Origin of the sequence: Bradyrhizobium manausense, assembly GCF_018130615.1 — a bacterium.
Classification (GTDB): Bacteria; Pseudomonadota; Alphaproteobacteria; order Rhizobiales; family Xanthobacteraceae; genus Bradyrhizobium; species Bradyrhizobium manausense_A.
Map to the genome: position 1 here is coordinate 52193 of NZ_JAFCKB010000017.1, position 17666 is coordinate 69858.

The window sequence follows — 17666 nt, forward strand, 5'->3', positions numbered from 1 at the left end:
GCAATCCAGAATCCCACCGCGGATGCAGTCTGGATTGCTTCGTCGCTTCGCTCCTCGCAATGACGAGGAGAGAATGAGCGCATGAAGAACCGTGACGAGATAGCGCAAGCGCTGGCTGCATCGGGTTACATCGCCGATGCGGACCTCGCGACCGCGATCTCGCTGATGCAATTGCTGCGGCGTCCGCTGTTGCTGGAAGGCGAGGCGGGCGTCGGCAAGACCGAAGTGGCGAAGGCGCTGGCAAAGGTGCACGCGACCGAGCTGATCCGGCTGCAGTGTTACGAAGGGCTCGACCAGTCCTCCGCACTCTATGAGTGGAACTACCAGCGCCAGCTGCTGGCGATCCAGGCTCATCGCGGCACCGACAGTATCGAGGACCAGGTGTTCTCGGAAAAGTACCTGCTGGAACGTCCTTTGCTCGCCGCGATCCGCCGGCCGCAGGCGCCGGTGTTGCTGATCGACGAGATCGACCGCGCCGACGACGAGTTCGAGGCGTTCCTGCTGGAGCTGCTGTCCGACTTCCAGGTCTCGATCCCCGAGCTCGGCACCATTCCCGCCGTCACCATCCCGCATGTGGTGCTGACCTCGAACGGCACACGCGAACTCTCCGACGCGCTGCGCCGGCGCTGCCTCTATCACTATGTCGACTATCCCGATGTCGACCGCGAGACCCGCATCATCCTGGCGCGCGTCGCAGGCGCCAGCCCGTCGCTCTCGCTCCAGATCGCGCGCATGGTCGAGGGCGTGCGGAAGGAGGAGCTGCGCAAGGTGCCTGGCGTCGCCGAGACGTTGGACTGGGCGGCCGCGCTGGTCGGCCTCGACATCCGCGACCTCCACGATGCGCCCGAGACGGTGCATGAGACTTTGATCTGCTTGTTGAAAACCCATGAGGACCGCGCGCGCGTTACCTCTGAAGTAACGCAGCGCCTGCTGGGGAAGGTCGCATGAGCTGCTGCGGCTCCAGCCCCGGATATGACGATCTCAACGAGGTCTCCCGCTTCGTGTCCGCCAAGCTTGCCGCCTTCCTGCGCACCTTGCGCGATGCCGGCTTTCGCGTCGGGCTCGCTGAGGGACAGGATGCGGCGACGCTGATGTCGGCGGGCTATGCGGCCCGGCCCGGTCTGCTGCGCGCGGCGTTCAAGCACCTGTTCTCAGCGCGCAAGTCCGACTGGGACAAGTTCGACGGGCTATTCGACGCGTTTTGGCTCGGCAAGCGTGTGCGATCGCGCTCCCGCACAATTGGGTCGACGCCAAGCCCCAGCAATCCGTCACTGAAGAGCTTGCAAGAACAGTCAGCGGAGCAGGGTAGCGGCCAATCCGTCACCGACCAGCTTCCGTCATCCGACGATGCGCCGGAAGGCCGCGCCGGCGAGGGCCGCATGGAAGGCGCCTCGCGTGCGGACAATCTCGCTGAGGTCGATTTCCGAAAGCTCAGCGATCCCGACCAGGTCGCGCAGGCCCATGAGGCTGCGGCACAGCTCGCCAAGGCGATGCGTACGCGCTTGACGCGGCGCGATCTCGCGCGCCGGCGCGGCTACCGGCTCGATCTCAGGCGGACCATCCATCGCAACATCAGCCATGGCGGCGTGCCGATCAGCTTGGTGAAGCGCCAGCGCAAGAACAAGCCGCTGCGGCTGATCGTGCTGCTCGACGCCTCCGGTTCGATGAGCATGTACACCAGCGTCTTCCTGCGCTTCATCCACGGCGTGCTCGACCAGTTCCGCGAGGCCGAAGCATTCCTGTTCCACACGCGTCTTGCGTATGTCTCCGATGCGATGAAGGAAAAGGACGCCGGCCGCGCGCTCGACCGGCTCTCGATCATGGCACAAGGTGCGGGCGGCGGTACGAAAATCGGCGAAAGTCTTCAGACCTTCAATCGCTGGCACGCCGCGCGCGTGATCCATTCGCGCAGCTGTGTGATGATCGTGTCTGACGGTTACGAGACCGGCGATGCCGCGTTGCTCGGCCGCGAAATGGCGGCACTGCATCGCCGCTGCCGCCGCATCGTCTGGCTCAACCCGATGATGGCGTGGGAGGGCTATGCGCCCGAGGCGCGCGGCATCAAGGCCGCATTGCCGCATGTCGATCTCTATGCGCCCGCGAATTCGCTGCAGAGCCTGCGCGCGCTCGAGCCCTATCTGGCGAAGCTTTAGGGGAGGCGCTGATGACCACTCATGTCGAGGTGTTGGATCTGGTGGCGCAAATGAAGGCCGCCGAGCGGGCCTTCGTGCTCGCGACGGTGGTGCGGACGGTATCGGTGACTGCGGCGAAGGCTGGCGCCAAGGCGATCATCGCGGCCGACGGCACCATCGTCGCGGGTTGGATCGGCGGTGGCTGCGCCAAGGGCGCGGTGTTGAAGGCGGCGCGCGAGGCGCTTGCCGACGGCGAGCCGCGCATGGTCTCGGTACAGCCGGAGAACCTGCTGGCCGAGCTTGGCGTCAGCGCCGGCGAGAGCCGCGACGGCATCCGCTTTGCCAGCAACATGTGCCCTAGCAAGGGCACGATGGACGTTTTTGTCGAGCCTGTGCTGCCGCACCCTTCGCTGGTCATTCTCGGCTCGAGCCCGGTCGCGCTGTCACTTGCGGCGCAGGCGCGCGTGCTCGGCTACCACGTCACGCTCGCTGCCCCGGCGGCCGAGCTGGCGGCGCCGCCGGATGCCGACACGATCATCGACGGCTATCAGCTCGGCGAGCTCCACGACGCCAAGCGCTTCGTCGTGGTCTCGACGCAAGGCAAGGGCGACGAGGCCGCTCTGCGCGCAGCAATTGCAACCAAGGCCGACTATCGCGCCTTTGTCGGCAGCCGCCGCAAGATGGCTTCGCTGCGCGCAAGGTTCCTTGCAGAAGGCGCGAGCGCGGCTGCGATCGATGATTTCAAGGCGCCGGCGGGGCTCGATCTCGGCGCCATCACGCCGGAGGAGATCGCGATGTCGATCCTTGCCGAGATCACCAGGGAACGGCGCCGCGGCCAGCGCGCCGTTAGTCAAACAGCCAGCAGAGAGTGACCGATCATGCAGATGAACGACAGCCAGCATATCCCCGCGTCACGCGAACAGGTGTGGGCGGCGCTGAACGATCCCGCTGTGTTGAAGCAATGCATCCCCGGCTGCCAGTCGCTCGACGTCACGGCGCCGAACGAGATGACCGCCACAGTGGTGTTCAAGGTCGGCCCGGTGAAGGCGACATTCAGCGGCAAGGTGACCCTGTCCGATCTCGATCCGCCCAATTCCTATCGCATCTCGGGCGAGGGCTCCGGCGGCGTCGCCGGCTTTGCCAAGGGCGGCGCCGTGGTACGGCTGGAATCCGAGAGCACCGATGTCACGGTGCTGCACTACGAGGTCGACGCCCAGATCGGCGGCAAGCTCGCCCAGCTCGGTGCGCGCCTGATCGATTCCACCGCAAAGAAGCTCGCCGGCGAGTTCTTTGCGTCGTTCGCGACGGTAGTTGGTGGTCCGGCAACGTCTTCCGTGGAAGTAGGTGCTCGCGAAAAGGGTTGGTTGAAGCGGTTGACCGGCGCTGGCTAGCCTACTTTTGTGGACAAGGCATGGAACAGGGAAATGCCTCCCAGCATCGCAGCGCTTGGCTGAAGGCAATTGCGCTGCTGGTGGCCAGCTGGATTGCTGTTGCGGCGCTGTCACTCCAGGTCCGGCCGGGGGGAGACGTGGTCGCAGCCGCCTTCCCGCCATGGTGGGGCACGCAACAGGCCCTCGCCGCCGCCACTTCGGCTGAGGCCTTGATCGTCAGGATCACGGCAATTCCGTCGCTTCTTGTCGTGCGCCCAAGCGAGAAGGACGGGTTGCGACGACTGCGCCAGGCGGGCGTTTGGCTGATCATGGACCCGCAGGCGGTCGCTGCCTGCATTTCGAAATCGAACTAGTTTTTTGCTGACATTGGGGGATACGGGAATGAGCATCAAGGGCGATGATCTCGCAACCTTGCGTGAGACCACCAGCAAGACCTTGCTCGTCGTGCTTTGGCTCCATGTTCCGATCGCAGTCGCCGTCGGGGTGATGCGCGGCGCCGATTGGTTGATGCCGGCGACTGTCATGATCGGGATGGCGCTGGCTGCGACAGCGTCTTGGCGCGCATCGGGCAGCGACCTTTCGACCCGGCTGATCTTCGCAGTAGCTTTGATGGGTGGCGTGTCGGTGTTTGCATTCCAGCTGGCTGGTCATACTTGGCAGATCGACATGCACATGTATTTTTTTGCTGCGTTGGCCTGTCTTGTCGCCTATTGCGACTATCGGCCGATCATCGCAGCCACGGTGGCGGTCGCGCTGCATCACTTGGTGCTCAATTTCCTTCTGCCGTCGGCGATCTATCCCGGCGGCGCCGATTTCGGACGCGTGGTCCTACACGCGGTCATTCTTCTGATTGAGGCGGGTGTGCTCAGCTGGCTCGCGTTCATGCTCTCGCGCCTGTTCGAGACTGCTGCGCAGAAGACGGCCGAAGCTGAACACGCGAATGCAGCCGAAGCGCGTGCCAATCAAGAGCGTGCCGAAGCCGAGCGCAAAGCTAAGCAGGATCGTGACGCGACCAGGTGCGAGCTCGCAGCCGGGTTTGAACGCAAGGTCGGGGTCATCGTCGAAGGGGTCGCGGCGGGAGCGAGCGAGATGCAGGGCGTGTCTTCCTCGATGAGCGTCAGCAATGTCGAGACCATGCAAAAGGCCGCAGCGGCCGCGGAGGCGTCCATTCACGCGTCAGCAAACGTGGCAACGGTTGCGTCGGCGACAGAAGAACTCTCGGCCTCGATCGGCAGCATCTCGCATCAGGTCACGCGGTCGGCGGAGATCGCGGCCAAGGCGGCCAAAGAAGCGCGGCGGACGAGCCGGATCGTCGAGAGTCTCGCTGCAGGAACGCAGAAGATCGGCGAGGTCGTGACATTGATCCAGGGCATTGCGAATCAGACCGACTTGTTGGCGCTCAACGCGACGATCGAGGCCGCGCGGGCGGGCGAGCACGGCAAGGGATTCGCCGTCGTAGCCAGCGAAGTTAAGGCCCTGGCCAACCAGACCGCAAAGGCAACAGAAGAGATCTCCGCACAGGTCCAGGACATCCAGAGCGCCACCGGCGAAGCTGTCAATGCCATTCAGGCAATCAACGGCACTATTGTGGAAATAGACCAAATATCCAACGAAATCTCGGCGGCCATCGACCAGCAGAGCGTCGCAACCCGTGAGATCGCGGGTAGCGTCCAGCAAGCTGCTAACGGAACGCGCGAAGTCAACAACAATATTCTCAGCGTCAATCAGGCATCTGAAGAAGCGAGCCGATTGGCGACAAGGCTGCATGATGCTGCAAACAGCCTGTCATTCCAATCACAACGGATGAGGGCGGAGGTCAAGGAGTTCCTCGAGTCCATGAATGTGGCTTGATTTGGCGGGCGTGTGCCCGCCGCCCAGGAACTCGCGGCGGCCTCTGCCGTCAGCCCAGAGACACGCCCGCCTTGGCACGGCTGATCCCAAGCGTCAGGATGCGATGCAGGAGCTCCCTGTATTTGAGCCCATCATGTTCAGCCGCCGTGGCGAACTCCTGGCTCTTGGCGATTTCCGGGTTCGGGTTGGCTTCGATGAAATACGGCGTGCCGTCGGCGGCGAGACGGAAATCGATGCGCGCGTAGCCGTCGAGGCCGAGCGCCCGGTAGATGCGCTTCGCGGCTCGCTGAATGCGCGCGGTGACTTCGGGCGCAAGGTCTTTCGCCGGCCCGTCGACAATGCCGACGCGCTCCTGATAATCGGTGTCGTGCTTGGCCCTTTCGGTCGCGATGTGGCGTGACCTGCGCCCGCCCATGTTGCCGAATTTCAATTCCCAGACCGGCAGCACGCGCAGCCGGTTGTTGCCGAGCACGCCGACATAGAGCTCCCGCCCCTCGATGAATTGCTCGGCGATGGCGGCGGTCTCGACTCGCTCATGGATGAAGGCGACCCGTTCGGCGAGCTTCTCGTCCGTGTCGACGATGGAGGCCTGCGAGATGCCGAAGGACCCATCCATGTTGAGGGCCTTGACGATCAGCGGCAGCGCAAGACGCGTTGGTCGTTTCACCTTGCGCCGCATCGGGAAGACGGCAAAGGCCGGCGCGGCGATGCGGCGGTGATGCACCAGCGTCTTGGACAGGTCCTTGCCGCGCGCCAGGATCAGGCCGCGCGGATTGCACCCGGTATAAGGCACCTTCATCAGCTCGAGATAGCTGGCGATGTGCTGGTCGTAGGCGACGTTGTTGTGGAATTCCTCCAGCAGCGTGAAAACAACGTGCGGCTTGAACTCTTCGATCGCTTCGCGGACCGGCCTGATTTCTTCCTGCGCGCCGAGTGCGCGGACCTCATGGCCGGACGCGCGCAAGGTGCTGACGACGTCGTATTCCGTTTTCCAATTGTTGATCTCCTGCGGAGTGTATCCGTCCGAAGAGTCGGGCGGCATGAAGTCCGGATGCATCAGCACGAGAATTCGGAGTCGTCTCATAGCGCGATCCATTTGCGCCGAGACGGGCCAAACAGCGCGTGCATCGTCTTGGCGGTCACGAGGACAGTGAAATCGAGAACGAGCTTCTGTTCGGGGCCCACGGCGCGCAGGTCGAGCTCGCGGCAGCGGGAGATCATGTCGTCAAGCACGGCATCGAGCGTGAGCTGATTCTCGCCCGTCCATCGCGCGACCAGCTGTCTGATCTGGGCGCGGTGCCGCCGGATCAGGCTCGAAGCGGGCTTGGACCGGTGATGCCGTGGATCGGCGGAAAATAGCCGGGAGAGGTCGCGGTCGTAGGTCTTCGGTGGCGTGAAGGCGTAGAACGCCTGCTTCTTCTTGTAATGATCTTCGAGCGTCTGGCTGAGCCTGTTCAGTGGATCGACGCGTTCCCGCGTCGTGATTAGCGGTCGCTCTCCCGCGATCTCGCCCATCAGCTCGTCGACATATTCGAGCTTCTTCAGCGCCGGCCAGCCGGCGTATCGCGTCCGCCAGTTCGAGCGCGGCCGCAGCCATACCGCAAAGGTCTCGGCAAAGTCTTCGTCGGGGTGGCTCTGTGCGTACCAGAGCCGGAGGTGCTGGACGTATCGCCGGCTCGCCGGATTGGGACGGTAGTAGCGGGGATAGTGTTTCGACGACGGCCCGAACAATTGCTGCCAGCGCCGTCGCCGCTGCAACTGGAAGCCGTGCTGTATGGCATGGCCTGCCTCGTGACGGAGGATGGCCATGCACTCGCGCCAGGTTCCGCCCTCGACGTCGAACATCATCTTCTTCTCGAGCTTCATCAGGCGGGGATGGGCGAGATAGAAGGGGATCGCGATCCCGGGCACATCTCCCGGACTGAACCATTCGCTTGAGATCCATGTGTGCGGCCGCAGCCGGATCCCTTGCTCTTCCATCTCCTCATGGAGCGTGGCGACGCAATCCTCGAGCCAGGTGCCTTCGACCGTAACCTTCAGGCTGGACAGGCGCTGCTTGAGCAGCTCGTCATCCGACAGCTTTTCCCAAGCAAATTTCCGGCGTGGCATCAGGCATCCAGAGGGCAGAGATGACTCGAAACCTGGATGATGTCATGGGCGGGAGCGGGCAACAACCCGTGGGGGTTGGGACGTGCTGCGGTGCCTCGGAGTGAGGGATGGGAGACGCGCGCGCTCCCTCGCCCCGCTTGCGGGGACAGGGTGGGGTGAGGGGGAGTCTCTACGGGGACGGTGACAGTTGGACTCGCGGAGAGTCCCCCTCACCCGGAATTCAAGCTTCGCTCGAATTCCGGCCTCTCCCCGCAAGCGGGGAGAGGCGAAGAAATCAGTCGAACAGGCTCGACACCGACTCTTCAGCGGCGGTGCGCGCGATCGCATCCGAGATCAGGCTGGCGATCGGCAGCGTACGGATGTTTGGCGCCTTGGTCACGGCTTCCGTCGGCAGGATCGAGTCGGTGATGACCAGCTCTTTCAGCCTCGAGCCGGCGATGCGGGCCGCGGCGCCGCCGGAGAGCACGCCGTGGGTGATGTAGGCGTAGACGTCCTTGGCGCCCTTGGCGATCAGCGCGTCGGCTGCGTTCACCAGCGTGCCGCCGGAATCGACGATGTCGTCGACCAGGATACAACTGTAGCCGGAGACGTCGCCGATCACGTTCATGACTTCGGATTCACCCGGACGTTCGCGGCGCTTGTCGACGATCGCGAGCGGGGTGTTGATGCGCTTGGCGAGGCCGCGGGCGCGGGCCACGCCGCCGACGTCGGGCGAGACCACCATCACCTTGCTGAGGTCGAAACGTTCGCGGATGTCGCGCACCATCAGGGGGGCCGCAAACAGATTGTCGGTCGGGATGTCGAAGAAGCCCTGGATCTGGCCGGCATGCAGGTCGAGCGTCATGACGCGGTCGACGCCGGCATGGGTGATCAGATTGGCGACGAGCTTGGCCGAGATGGGTGTGCGCGAACCGGACCGGCGGTCCTGCCTGGCATAGCCGAAATAGGGGATCACTGCGGTGATGCGGCGCGCCGAGGAGCGGCGCAGCGCGTCGGTGATGATCAGCAACTCCATCAGATTGTCGTTCGCCGGAAACGAGGTCGACTGGATGATGAAGGCGTCCGAGCCGCGGATGTTCTCCTGAACCTCGACGAAGATCTCCATGTCGGCGAAGCGCCGGACCACCGCTTTGGTCAGCGGCATGTCCAGGCCCTGCGCGATGGCCTGGGCGAGAGCCGGATTGGAGTTGCCGGAGACGAGCTTGATGGAGCCGTTCTTGGCCGACATGGACGCTTCCTCCCGCGCTTTGCTGGATACGACGTTCAACATCTAAAAATACCCGCTGGCAGCACGGTTACGACGGGCGAGGAAATATCAGGCGAGAGGCCGCAATGGCAACCCGGGATGCTACGTTTTCCCTCCGAAAATCCTGAGTCGGGCCAACGGCTTGGCTGGCAACTGAGCCCGTGGTTTAGCGGGGGTTATTGCTGGGCATAGCCGAGCGCCGTGGCCGGCATCTCCGGCACCGGAGCGTCCGGCGTCACGCTTGCCACGGCGGGGCCGCGCAGGCCGGGAACCGAGCCCGGCGCATCGGCCGGCCCACCGTTGATCATATTGGAAAGTCCGCTGAATCCGGCCTGGGCGATCTTCCGCAGCACGAGGTCGTCGGCGGCTTGCCACGGATCCTTTCCGCCCTTGGCCGCGGTCGGTTCCTCGCCGGAAAGGCGCAGTGCCCGCTGCTGGTTGGCGTCGTAGACGTCCCAGACCCAGGCGATCATGGTCTTGCCGCGCACGACTTGGGCGGAGAGGTAGCTGCGCACGCGGTAGGCAGCCGTCCCCTCGCGGGAGACGACCGAGAGGCTGCGCAGCTTGGATTCGCTGTCGAGCACGCCGACCATGCGATCGAACACCTGCGGCGGCGGTCCGTCGATCGACTCGAAGGCGACCGTCGCGCCGGAGCCGGCGCTCGGCGCCGCCATCGCGTAGGAATTGGCAGGGGCGTTGCCGCCGGCGCAGCCGGCGAGCGCAGTCGCTGCCGCCAGCAGCATGACCGCCAGCACGCGCGAGCCCGCACGGCGCAGAAAAGATGACGCTTCCCTCATTGAGGGCAGCGATATCGTTAAAATCGATTAAGGTCTAGGGCAGAGGCGACACAGGCCACTGTCATCGTGGCAGGGCATCATCGTGGCAGGGGCGATGCAAAGCATCGAACCCGGAATCTCGAGATTCCGGGTTGGGCTCTTCGAGCCGCCCCGGAATGACCGTCCTTAATGTTGCCTGTGTGTTCACCCTTCGAGCGCGATCGCGTGAACATGACGGCCGTAGTCCGGCTCCTTGCGATGCACTGAACGGCGATAGCTGAAGAAGCGTTCGTCCGCATATGTATCCAGGCCGAGGTCGTCGATCATCAGAATGCCGGCGGCTTCCAGCCGCTTGCGGATGAAGCCGGCGAGATCGAACATTGCGTGGCCCTCGCGCACCGACGGGATGAAGAACATCTTGTTATCCGCATCGGCCTCGATGAAACGCGCGACGAACTCGTTGCCGACCTCGTAGCTGTCCTGCCGGATCAAGGGGCCGATCGCGGCGATGATGCCGCTGCGCGTGGCGCCGAGTTTCTCCATCGCCAGAATCGTGGACTCCAGTACGCCGGTCAGCGCTCCCTTCCAGCCGGCATGCGCACCGCCGATGACGCGCGCTTGGGGATCGACGAACAGCACCGGACCGCAATCGGCGGTGGAAACGCCAAGTGCGATGCCGGGCGTCCTGGTCACCAGCGCATCCCCCTTCGGCCGCGGGCCGCTCGGCCAGGGCGTAGCGGCGACGAGGACGTCGGGCGAATGGATCTGATGCAGGCTGACGAAGCGGTCGGCTGCGACGCCGACATGCTCGGCCATGCGGCGGCGGTTCTCCGCGACGAGAGCCTGATCGTCGTTCGAGCCGAGCCCGCCGTTCAGCGCGGAATAGATTCCGTTGGAGACGCCGCCCTCACGCGTGAAGAAAGCATGGCGCAGGCCGGGCACCGCCGACAGCAGTGACGAGGTGAGCGTCATCAATTCCCTCCGGCCTGTTCGAGATCGCTGAGGCCGGCAATGCCTGACAGCCGCGGCTCGGAGATGCAGAGCACCTTGAACATCGCGCCCATGCCGCTGCGCCCCGTATCGGTGAGCCGCTTCAACGCCACGGAAATGTCGGTGGCGACCTCCGGTGTCGCCTTCTGCATCAGTGCCGCCGCGCGCGTGTCGATGCCGACGCGCTTGAGAAAGTCACCCTGTGTGACCGGTCCGTGCACGCGGGCGCCTACGTCCTCGGCGGCACGCGCCAGCGCCTGGAAGTCGACATGGGCGGTGACGTCGGCCTGGCCCGGCGCCTTCAGGGGATCGGTGAAGGAGTGGCGGGCGATAGCCTGAAAAGTATCGCCGGCATCGCTGCGCATATGGCCGTAGTCGATGATCAGTGCCGCGCCGTCCTGGTCGCGCACGCGCGTGGCGAGCTTCATGATCTCGGTATCGGGCCGCCATTCGAACACGGCGCCGACTGGTGCCGCCCGCACGAGAGACGGCAGCAGCACGTCGAAGCGTGGCGTCGGCTCGGATGCCGCGCCGAACTGGAGGTTACCGTTGGGATCGATCTCGATCACGCGTTCGTGCCAGCCGCCTTCGCGCTTCACCATCTGGTGGATCGGCAGCACGTCGAAATATTCGTTGGCGAGGATGATGCTAGGTCCGTCGGGCACGTCGTCGATGCTGTCGTGCCAGGCGATGTTGTTGCGTACGCCCGATAGCGTTGCGTTCTGCCGTTCGCGCAGGACGGGATTGACCTCGACCATGTGGATGTGAAGCGCCTGATAGAGCGGCGGCAACACGCGAAGCGCGCGCAGCGCATCCGCCATCATGGTGCCGCGGCCGGGGCCGAGCTCGATGAGCCGCAGGAATTGCGGTGAGCCCATCTGCTTCCAGACCGAGGCGGTCCACAGGCCCAAGAGCTCGCCGAACATCTGGCTGACTTCGGGCGAAGTGGTGAAGTCGCCTTCTCGCCCGAGCGGATCGCGCGAGACGTAATAGCCATAGCGCGGATGCATCAGGCACAATTCCATGTACCGCCAGACCGGCATGGGGCCTGAGGATTTGATCAGCGCCTTGATCTCGTCGAGCAGTGGCTGTTCGGTCACGATCTGTCTTCTCGAAATGAATTAACGAATGGCCTCGAGGGGCTTCGGCGCACCGCGCCTGACTGCCAATACAATAAGTACGCCGCCGACGATAAGCATCGGGATCGACAGCAGCATCCCCATGGTTAATCCGCCCCAGAGGTAGCCGAGCTGGACGTCCGGCTCGCGGAAATGTTCGCCGATGATCCGGGTCAGGCCGTAGATCAGGATGAAGCTGCCGAGGATGAGGCCCGGCCGCTTCAAGGCGCCGAGGCGGATCAACACCGCGAGCACGGCGAAGAGCAGGAGGCCCTCCATGCCCGCTTCATAGAGCTGGCTCGGATGGCGCGGCACGTCGCCGCCGGTCGGGAAGATCATGGCCCAGGGCAGGCTAGGGTCGGCGGGGCGGCCCCATAATTCGCCGTTGATGAAGTTGGTCAGCCGCACCAGGAAAATTCCGATCGGCGCGACGCCGCAGGTGATGTCGCCGAGCGACAGGATCGAGATGCCGTTCTTTCGGGCGAACCACATCACCGCCACGACGCAGCCGAGAAAGCCGCCGTGGAACGACATGCCGCCTTCCCACAATTTGAAGATGGCGGCCGGATGCTCGACGAAGAAGGGCAGATTGTAGAACAGCACATAGCCGGTGCGGCCGCCGAGGATGATGCCGAGCGTCACCCATAGAATGAAGTCGTCGATCTGCACCAGCGAGATCGGCGCCGGCCCGCCCCACAGGCGCTGGTTCTTCAACAGCGAGCGCGCATAGAGCCAGCCGAAGGTGATCCCACAGATATAGCCGAGCGCGTACCAGCGGATCGCGAACGGGCCGATCTCGAGCGCGATCGGACTGAAGGATGGAAAGTCGATGAGCAGAAAGGGCATCGCGCCTTGGTTTCAAGAAGTGAAGTTTGGTGTGTGACCAGGACGAAGGTGCGCTCTCTCCCCCGCTTGCGGGGGAGGGTAGGAGAGAGGGTGCTTCCGCCGAAAGATTCCCAGCGTGGCGAGAGCCCCCACCCGGCGCTTCGCGCCGACCTCCCCCGCAAGCGGGAGAGGTGCACCGAGTTCGCGGATGCGTTGATCCATACTGCTCACACAAGATTGCGGCGATAGAGCGCCAGCAGGCGCTCCCAATGCCGTTCGGCGGCGTCGCGGTCATAGACCGGACGCTTGGGGAAGGCGAAGCCGTGATGGGTGCCGGGATAGATCTCGACCTCGGCCTTGGCGCCTTTCATGCCTTCCTTGACCTTCTCGATGATCTCCGGCGGCGCGTAGATATCGGTCTCGGCGCAGGCGAAATAGAGCTCGGCCTTGGTCTTGCCCGCCGCGAGATGCGGGCTGTCGTCCTGATCGGTCGCGAGCTGCACACCGTAGATCGAGGCGGCGGCCTTGACGCGATCGGGGAAATGCGTGGCAGCGTTGACGGCGTAGCGGCCGCTCATGCAATAGCCGACGGCGCCGACGATTTTTGTGTTCGCGGCCGTCTGGCCCTCGGCATAGGTGAGCAGCGCGCGCGTGTCGTCCATGATCAGGGGAATAGTGAGCGAGCTCATCAGCGCGAACATGCGCTTGCGCTCGGGCGCGTTCGGGTCGGCCGGCAGTGCGCCGAGCTCCATCACGCCGGAGCGATAATAGAGGTTCGGCAGCATCACGTAATAGCCCGACGTCGCGAGCCTGCGCGCCATGTCGCGCAGCTCTTCACGGATCGCCGGCGCGTCCATGTAGAACAGGATGACCGGAAACGGTCCGCCGCGCTCCGGATGGACGATGAAAGTCGCGGTGTGGCCGTCCTTGGTGGGAATTGCGATCTGCTGCTCGATCATGTCTTGCGTTCCGCCTTGTGATTCTTGTTATGCAGGGACGTTGAATACGATTGCAAGGAAACCGGGGCATGACAAGGATACCGCCGCGTGGCCCTTGAACCGGCCTCCGCGGATTGCCATTGTCTTTTCGCGCGTTCGCGCAAAGTTTATCGAGGCCGCCAAGGGACCGATAAAGAGACCGATCAGGAGACCGACATGACCCAGACCACCAACCGGTTTTTCGACGAGATCGGCCGCATGATGAACGATGCCGCCGGTGCGGCCCAGGGCGTCAAGCGCGAGTTCGACACGGTGATGCGGACGCAGGCGGAGAAGTTCCTGCGCGACATGGATCTGGTCAAGCGCGAGGAGTTCGAGGCGGTCAAGGACATGGCCCGCCTGGCACGCGAGGAGAACGAGGCCCTCAAGGCGCGCATCGCAGCGCTGGAGGCCAAGCTCGGGGGGTAGGTTTCTTTGGTGTCATTCCGGATCGATGCGCAGCATCGAACGCGGAATCCGGAGATTCCGGGTTCGGCCGCTATCGCGACCGCCCCGGAATGACGGCAAACCCGGTCCACCCGGTAGCCCAATCTCCTTGTCATTTCCGCATCTTCCGGGTAAAAGCCCGCCAGTTCGTGGCCCCCGCACCCCTGGAGGCTTGCTGCGAACGATGCCATGGGCCGCGCTGCGGCCCATTAACTTTTGCAAAAACAAGGACTTAACGACATGGCGACGACCGTCAAGGAATTGAAGGCGACCGCACGTCCGAAGAGCGGCAAGGGGGCCGCCCGGGCTGAGCGTCGCGCCGGGCGAGTGCCCGGAGTGATCTATGGTAACAACCAGCCCCCCGTCACGATCTCGATCGAAGATCGCGAGCTGCGCCAGCGCATCCTTGCCGGCCGGTTCCTGACCACGCTGGTCGACATCGACCTCGAGGGCAAGAAGCACCGCGTGATTCCGCGCGATTACCACCTCGATCCGGTCAAGGACTTCCCGATCCACGTCGACTTCATGCGTCTCGGCGAAGGCGCCACCATCCGCATCAGCGTTCCGCTGCATGTTGTGAAGGCCGAAGGTTCGCCCGGCGTGAAGCGCGGCGGCACCGTCAACATCGTCGCCCACGCCATCGAGCTCGAATGCGGCGTCGAAAACATCCCGCAATACATCGAGGCCGATGTCGGCTCGCTGGAAATCGGCCACTCCTTGCATCTGTCGGACGTCAAGCTTCCGACCGGCGTCAAGGCGCTGACCCGCGAGGACGCGACCCTCGTCACCATCGTGCCGCCGTCCGGCTACGCCGAAGAGCAGAAGGCCGCGGCTGCGGCTGCTGCTGGTGGTGCGGCTCCGGGTGCTGCGGCTGCTCCGGCGGCTGGCGCTGCGGCTCCGGCCGCGGGTGCTGCTGCTCCGGCTGCTGCCGCCAAGGCTCCCGCCGGCGGCGACAAGAAGAAGTAATCTCTCAAAGCTGGCGCGCGGTCTCTGATCGCGCGCCGAGCGAGGGGCGCGCCGCGTCATGCGACTCTTTGTTGGGCTCGGCAATCCCGGCGCGAAATACGCACGTAACCGGCACAATATCGGCTTCATGGCCGTCGACGAGATTGCGCGGCGTCATGGGTTTGCGCCGTGGCGTCGCCGGTTTCAGGGCGAGACCTCGGAGGGCACGCTGGGCACTGAGCGCGTGATCCTGCTCAAGCCCACGACCTACATGAACGATTCCGGCCGCAGCGTTCAGGAGGCTGCGAGCTTCTTCAAGATCGCGCCGGGCGACACCACGGTGTTTCACGACGAGCTCGAGCTGCCGCCGGGCAAGGTACGGGTGAAGATCGGTGGCGGCATCGCCGGCCACAACGGCCTGCGCTCGATCTCGGCGCATATCGGCAACGACTATCGCCGGGTACGGCTCGGCATTGGTCATCCCGGCGTCAAGGAGATGGTGCACGGCCATGTCCTGTCGGACTTCGCCAAGGCCGACAATGAGTGGGTGACGACGCTCTGCGATGCGGTGGCTGAGCACGCCGCACTGGTCGCCAAGGGCACGGACGCGACCTTCGCCAACAGGGTGCATCTTGCGATGCAGGCGACGGGATTTTTGACCAAGGACGAGAACGGCAAGGAATAACGCTCGTGGGATTCAAATGCGGAATCGTCGGACTGCCCAATGTCGGCAAGTCGACCTTGTTCAATGCGCTGACCGAGACGGCCGCGGCGCAGGCCGCGAACTATCCGTTCTGCACCATCGAGCCGAATGTCGGCGAGGTCGCCGTGCCAGATCCGCGGCTCGACAAGCTCGCGGCGATCGCCAAATCGGGCCAGATCATTCCGACCCGGCTGACCTTCGTCGATATCGCCGGCCTCGTGCGCGGCGCTTCCAAGGGTGAAGGCCTCGGCAACCAATTCCTGGCCAACATCCGCGAGGTCGACGCCATCGCGCATGTCGTGCGCTGCTTTGAAGATTCCGACATCACCCATGTCGAAGGCAAGATCGCTCCGCTCGCGGACATCGAGACCATCGAGACCGAGTTGATGCTCGCCGACCTCGACAGCCTCGAGAAGCGCGTCGACAACCTGACCAAGAAGGCCAAGGGCAACGACAAGGACGCCAAGGAGCAGCTCGACCTCGTCAACCGCACGCTGGTGCTCCTGCGCGAAGGCAAGCCCGCGCGCCTCGTCGAGCGCAAGGTGGAAGAGGAGCGCGCGTTCGGCATGCTCGGCCTGTTGTCGTCGAAGCCCGTGCTCTATGTCTGCAACGTCGAGGAAGGTTCGGCCGCGACCGGCAACTCGTTCTCGAAGGCGGTGCAGGAGCAGGCCGCCAAGGAAGGCGCGGTGGCCGTCGTCATCTCCGCCAAGATCGAATCCGAGATCGCCACCATCTCGCGCGAGGAGCGCGCCGACTTCCTGGAGACCCTGGGTCTGGAAGAGGCCGGCCTCGACCGCTTGATTCGCGCCGGCTACACGCTGCTCGACCTCATCACCTATTTCACGGTGGGTCCGAAGGAAGCGCGCGCCTGGACCATCTATCGCGGCACCAAGGCGCCGGGTGCGGCCGGTGTGATCCACACCGACTTCGAGAAGGGCTTCATCCGCGCCGAGACCATCGCCTATGAGGATTACGTCGCGTTCAATGGCGAAGCCGGCGCCCGCGATGCCGGCAAGCTGCGGCTCGAAGGCAAGGAATACGTCGTCGCGGACGGCGACGTGATGCATTTCCGGTTCAATAACTAGCGCGTCGACGGCAGCGCCTATTCGTGCCTGCCTATTCGTCGTCGCGGAACTGCTTGACGACAGCCGCCGGGTTTCCGGCGACGACCAGGCGCGGGGCGATGTCCTCACGCACCACCGTTCCGGCACCCACGACCGAGTGGTCGCCGATCGTCACTCCCTTGAGCACGATTGAACGCGCGCCCACCCACACGTTGTCCCCGATGTGCACCGGCGCGATGGCCCGAGCAACCGCAGGCTCGTGCCGAAGCCGCGGGGGAAGGTTGTGAAAGTCCGTGTCGACGATGTCGCAGTCGCTGATCAAGCAGAACGACCCGATGTCGACCTTCTGCTCGCAGCCGATCCAGCAGCCGTTGAGCAAGGTGTCATTGCCGACCGTCACCTGGCCACGCCCGGTGATGAGCACGCGCTTGCCGATCCGGCAGTTCGCGCCGATCGACACTCGGACCCCGCGACCGAGCACCAGCCGACCTTTGAGCACGATCCCGGGTCCGAGCTGGAGTCGGCGCCCGTACCTTACCGTCAGCCAGGCGCGCCGACAGGCGAAGAACAAGAGCGCACCGGCCCGCAGCACCGGGTTCTCGATCTTGCGCACGACATTCGCTCCTGCCCCTTGTGGCGCACCGCGCCTCTCATGTCGGGCCGAGCCTGTCACCTGCGCGTAAATACGCGGTGAACAACGACGAAGGAAGCGTGCGTCGACGGCACCTGCGTCCTATCGCATCCCGCCGCCCTGATCCCGGATCGCGCCGAGATGCTCGTTGATGCGGAATACGATCAGGATCAATTCGGCGGCGATGCGTGAGAACACCACGCCAACGACGACGCCCGCGATCGATTCCAGCACCACCAGGAAGCCGGCGAACGGGCTGATCGCCATCGCGGTGAGACCGGCAAAAATTCCGGAGAGTCCGAACAGGCAGATCACGCCGATCACCAGCCAGTAGAAGGTCTTGATGATCGTCGGCGTGATGAAGCGGTCCCACTGAAACAGATCGCTGAATGAAAACATCTCTCTCCCCCGGGCAAATCGCGCCCCCGGCCGCGTCCATCCGACAATGAGGCAGGTCCGGC

General features: G+C 64.3%; 20 protein-coding genes. 10 read left to right on the plus strand and 10 right to left on the minus strand.

Going from position 1 to position 17666, the window contains the following annotated elements:
* The first annotated feature begins 81 nt into the window (after positions 1–81).
* The 6 genes from JQ587_RS26695 to JQ587_RS26720 are packed head-to-tail and all read left to right on the plus strand — an operon-like array spanning position 82 to position 5374.
* Positions 82–948: an AAA family ATPase gene (locus JQ587_RS26695; protein ID WP_212297061.1), complete on the plus strand. Its 867-nt coding sequence runs from the start codon at positions 82–84 to the stop codon at positions 946–948.
* A complete protein-coding gene (locus JQ587_RS26700; protein ID WP_212427300.1) occupies positions 945–2153 on the plus strand; it encodes a vWA domain-containing protein in 1209 nt (402 codons plus the stop codon). The genes JQ587_RS26695 and JQ587_RS26700 overlap by 4 nt, the downstream gene beginning before the upstream one ends.
* Before the next feature lie 11 nt (positions 2154–2164).
* Positions 2165–3004, plus strand: coding sequence for an XdhC family protein (locus JQ587_RS26705; RefSeq protein ID WP_212427301.1), 840 nt, complete (start codon positions 2165–2167; stop codon positions 3002–3004).
* Between the two features lie 6 nt (positions 3005–3010).
* Positions 3011–3523, plus strand: coding sequence for an SRPBCC family protein (locus JQ587_RS26710; RefSeq protein ID WP_212427302.1), 513 nt, complete (start codon positions 3011–3013; stop codon positions 3521–3523).
* Positions 3524–3543: 20 nt separating this feature from the next.
* Positions 3544–3876: a hypothetical protein gene (locus JQ587_RS26715; protein ID WP_212297057.1), complete on the plus strand. Its 333-nt coding sequence runs from the start codon at positions 3544–3546 to the stop codon at positions 3874–3876.
* 28 nt (positions 3877–3904) lie between these two features.
* The gene (locus tag JQ587_RS26720) at positions 3905–5374 is read left to right on the plus strand and encodes a methyl-accepting chemotaxis protein (protein ID WP_212297056.1); all 1470 of its coding nucleotides are present in this window, start codon (positions 3905–3907) and stop codon (positions 5372–5374) included.
* A 49-nt stretch (positions 5375–5423) separates the two neighbouring features.
* Here the strand turns inward: JQ587_RS26720 and JQ587_RS26725 are convergent, their stop codons facing one another.
* The 8 genes from JQ587_RS26725 to JQ587_RS26760 form a co-directional block, all read right to left on the minus strand.
* A complete protein-coding gene (locus JQ587_RS26725) occupies positions 5424–6458 on the minus strand; it encodes a D-alanine--D-alanine ligase family protein (protein WP_212297055.1) in 1035 nt (344 codons plus the stop codon).
* Complete coding sequence (locus JQ587_RS26730; protein ID WP_212297054.1) at positions 6455–7483, minus strand: putative zinc-binding metallopeptidase; 1029 nt, start codon at positions 7481–7483, stop codon at positions 6455–6457. The genes JQ587_RS26725 and JQ587_RS26730 overlap by 4 nt, the downstream gene beginning before the upstream one ends.
* 274 nt (positions 7484–7757) lie before the next feature.
* A complete protein-coding gene (locus tag JQ587_RS26735) occupies positions 7758–8711 on the minus strand; it encodes a ribose-phosphate pyrophosphokinase (protein WP_212297053.1) in 954 nt (317 codons plus the stop codon).
* Between the two features lie 194 nt (positions 8712–8905).
* Positions 8906–9526 (minus strand): hypothetical protein, encoded by a 621-nt coding sequence (locus JQ587_RS26740; RefSeq protein WP_212427303.1) that lies wholly within the window; start codon positions 9524–9526, stop codon positions 8906–8908.
* A 183-nt stretch (positions 9527–9709) separates the two neighbouring features.
* Positions 9710–10477, minus strand: a complete 768-nt coding sequence (gene pgeF / locus JQ587_RS26745; protein ID WP_212427304.1) for a peptidoglycan editing factor PgeF — start codon at positions 10475–10477, stop codon at positions 9710–9712.
* Positions 10477–11595, minus strand: coding sequence for a class I SAM-dependent methyltransferase (locus tag JQ587_RS26750; protein ID WP_212427305.1), 1119 nt, complete (start codon positions 11593–11595; stop codon positions 10477–10479). The genes pgeF and JQ587_RS26750 overlap by 1 nt, the downstream gene beginning before the upstream one ends.
* Before the next feature lie 21 nt (positions 11596–11616).
* Positions 11617–12459 (minus strand): prolipoprotein diacylglyceryl transferase, encoded by an 843-nt coding sequence (gene lgt, locus JQ587_RS26755; protein ID WP_212297049.1) that lies wholly within the window; start codon positions 12457–12459, stop codon positions 11617–11619.
* A gap of 206 nt (positions 12460–12665) precedes the next feature.
* Entirely contained in the window at positions 12666–13397 is a 732-nt protein-coding gene (locus JQ587_RS26760) for a dienelactone hydrolase family protein (RefSeq protein ID WP_212427306.1), read from the minus strand.
* 195 nt (positions 13398–13592) lie between these two features.
* Here JQ587_RS26760 and JQ587_RS26765 point away from each other — a divergent pair, with 195 nt between their 5' ends.
* The 4 genes from JQ587_RS26765 to ychF all read left to right on the plus strand — a co-directional run bounded on the left by JQ587_RS26765 (position 13593) and on the right by ychF (position 16595).
* Positions 13593–13844, plus strand: a complete 252-nt coding sequence (locus JQ587_RS26765) for an accessory factor UbiK family protein (RefSeq protein ID WP_027534243.1) — start codon at positions 13593–13595, stop codon at positions 13842–13844.
* 258 nt (positions 13845–14102) lie between these two features.
* On the plus strand, positions 14103–14828 hold the full coding sequence (locus JQ587_RS26770) for a 50S ribosomal protein L25/general stress protein Ctc (RefSeq protein WP_212297046.1): 726 nt from the start codon (positions 14103–14105) through the stop codon (positions 14826–14828).
* A 58-nt stretch (positions 14829–14886) separates the two neighbouring features.
* Positions 14887–15492, plus strand: a complete 606-nt coding sequence (pth, locus tag JQ587_RS26775; protein ID WP_212427307.1) for an aminoacyl-tRNA hydrolase — start codon at positions 14887–14889, stop codon at positions 15490–15492.
* Between the two features lie 5 nt (positions 15493–15497).
* Complete coding sequence (ychF, locus tag JQ587_RS26780) at positions 15498–16595, plus strand: redox-regulated ATPase YchF (RefSeq protein ID WP_212297044.1); 1098 nt, start codon at positions 15498–15500, stop codon at positions 16593–16595.
* A gap of 31 nt (positions 16596–16626) precedes the next feature.
* Here ychF and JQ587_RS26785 read toward each other — a convergent pair whose 3' ends face one another.
* Entirely contained in the window at positions 16627–17187 is a 561-nt protein-coding gene (locus JQ587_RS26785) for an acyltransferase (protein WP_349629535.1), read from the minus strand.
* Between the two features lie 120 nt (positions 17188–17307).
* On the minus strand, positions 17308–17604 hold the full coding sequence (locus JQ587_RS26790; RefSeq protein ID WP_092230128.1) for a DUF4282 domain-containing protein: 297 nt from the start codon (positions 17602–17604) through the stop codon (positions 17308–17310).
* Positions 17605–17666 lie beyond the last annotated feature (62 nt).

Excerpts from the sequence above, each read along its gene's own strand:
- JQ587_RS26695 (WP_212297061.1), top strand. The coding sequence starts at position 82 with ATGAAGAACCGTGACGAGATAGCGCAAGCGCTGGCTGCATCGGGTTAC.
- JQ587_RS26700 (WP_212427300.1), top strand. The coding sequence starts at position 945 with ATGAGCTGCTGCGGCTCCAGCCCCGGATATGACGATCTCAACGAGGTC.
- JQ587_RS26705 (WP_212427301.1), top strand. The coding sequence starts at position 2,165 with ATGACCACTCATGTCGAGGTGTTGGATCTGGTGGCGCAAATGAAGGCC.
- JQ587_RS26710 (WP_212427302.1), top strand. The coding sequence starts at position 3,011 with ATGCAGATGAACGACAGCCAGCATATCCCCGCGTCACGCGAACAGGTG.
- JQ587_RS26715 (WP_212297057.1), top strand. The coding sequence starts at position 3,544 with ATGGAACAGGGAAATGCCTCCCAGCATCGCAGCGCTTGGCTGAAGGCA.
- JQ587_RS26720 (WP_212297056.1), top strand. The coding sequence starts at position 3,905 with ATGAGCATCAAGGGCGATGATCTCGCAACCTTGCGTGAGACCACCAGC.
- JQ587_RS26725 (WP_212297055.1), bottom strand. The coding sequence starts at position 6,458 with ATGAGACGACTCCGAATTCTCGTGCTGATGCATCCGGACTTCATGCCG.
- JQ587_RS26730 (WP_212297054.1), bottom strand. The coding sequence starts at position 7,483 with ATGCCACGCCGGAAATTTGCTTGGGAAAAGCTGTCGGATGACGAGCTG.
- JQ587_RS26735 (WP_212297053.1), bottom strand. The coding sequence starts at position 8,711 with ATGTCGGCCAAGAACGGCTCCATCAAGCTCGTCTCCGGCAACTCCAAT.
- JQ587_RS26740 (WP_212427303.1), bottom strand. The coding sequence starts at position 9,526 with ATGAGGGAAGCGTCATCTTTTCTGCGCCGTGCGGGCTCGCGCGTGCTG.
- pgeF (WP_212427304.1), bottom strand. The coding sequence starts at position 10,477 with ATGACGCTCACCTCGTCACTGCTGTCGGCGGTGCCCGGCCTGCGCCAT.
- lgt (WP_212297049.1), bottom strand. The coding sequence starts at position 12,459 with ATGCCCTTTCTGCTCATCGACTTTCCATCCTTCAGTCCGATCGCGCTC.
- JQ587_RS26760 (WP_212427306.1), bottom strand. The coding sequence starts at position 13,397 with ATGATCGAGCAGCAGATCGCAATTCCCACCAAGGACGGCCACACCGCG.
- JQ587_RS26765 (WP_027534243.1), top strand. The coding sequence starts at position 13,593 with ATGACCCAGACCACCAACCGGTTTTTCGACGAGATCGGCCGCATGATG.
- JQ587_RS26770 (WP_212297046.1), top strand. The coding sequence starts at position 14,103 with ATGGCGACGACCGTCAAGGAATTGAAGGCGACCGCACGTCCGAAGAGC.
- pth (WP_212427307.1), top strand. The coding sequence starts at position 14,887 with ATGCGACTCTTTGTTGGGCTCGGCAATCCCGGCGCGAAATACGCACGT.
- JQ587_RS26790 (WP_092230128.1), bottom strand. The coding sequence starts at position 17,604 with ATGTTTTCATTCAGCGATCTGTTTCAGTGGGACCGCTTCATCACGCCG.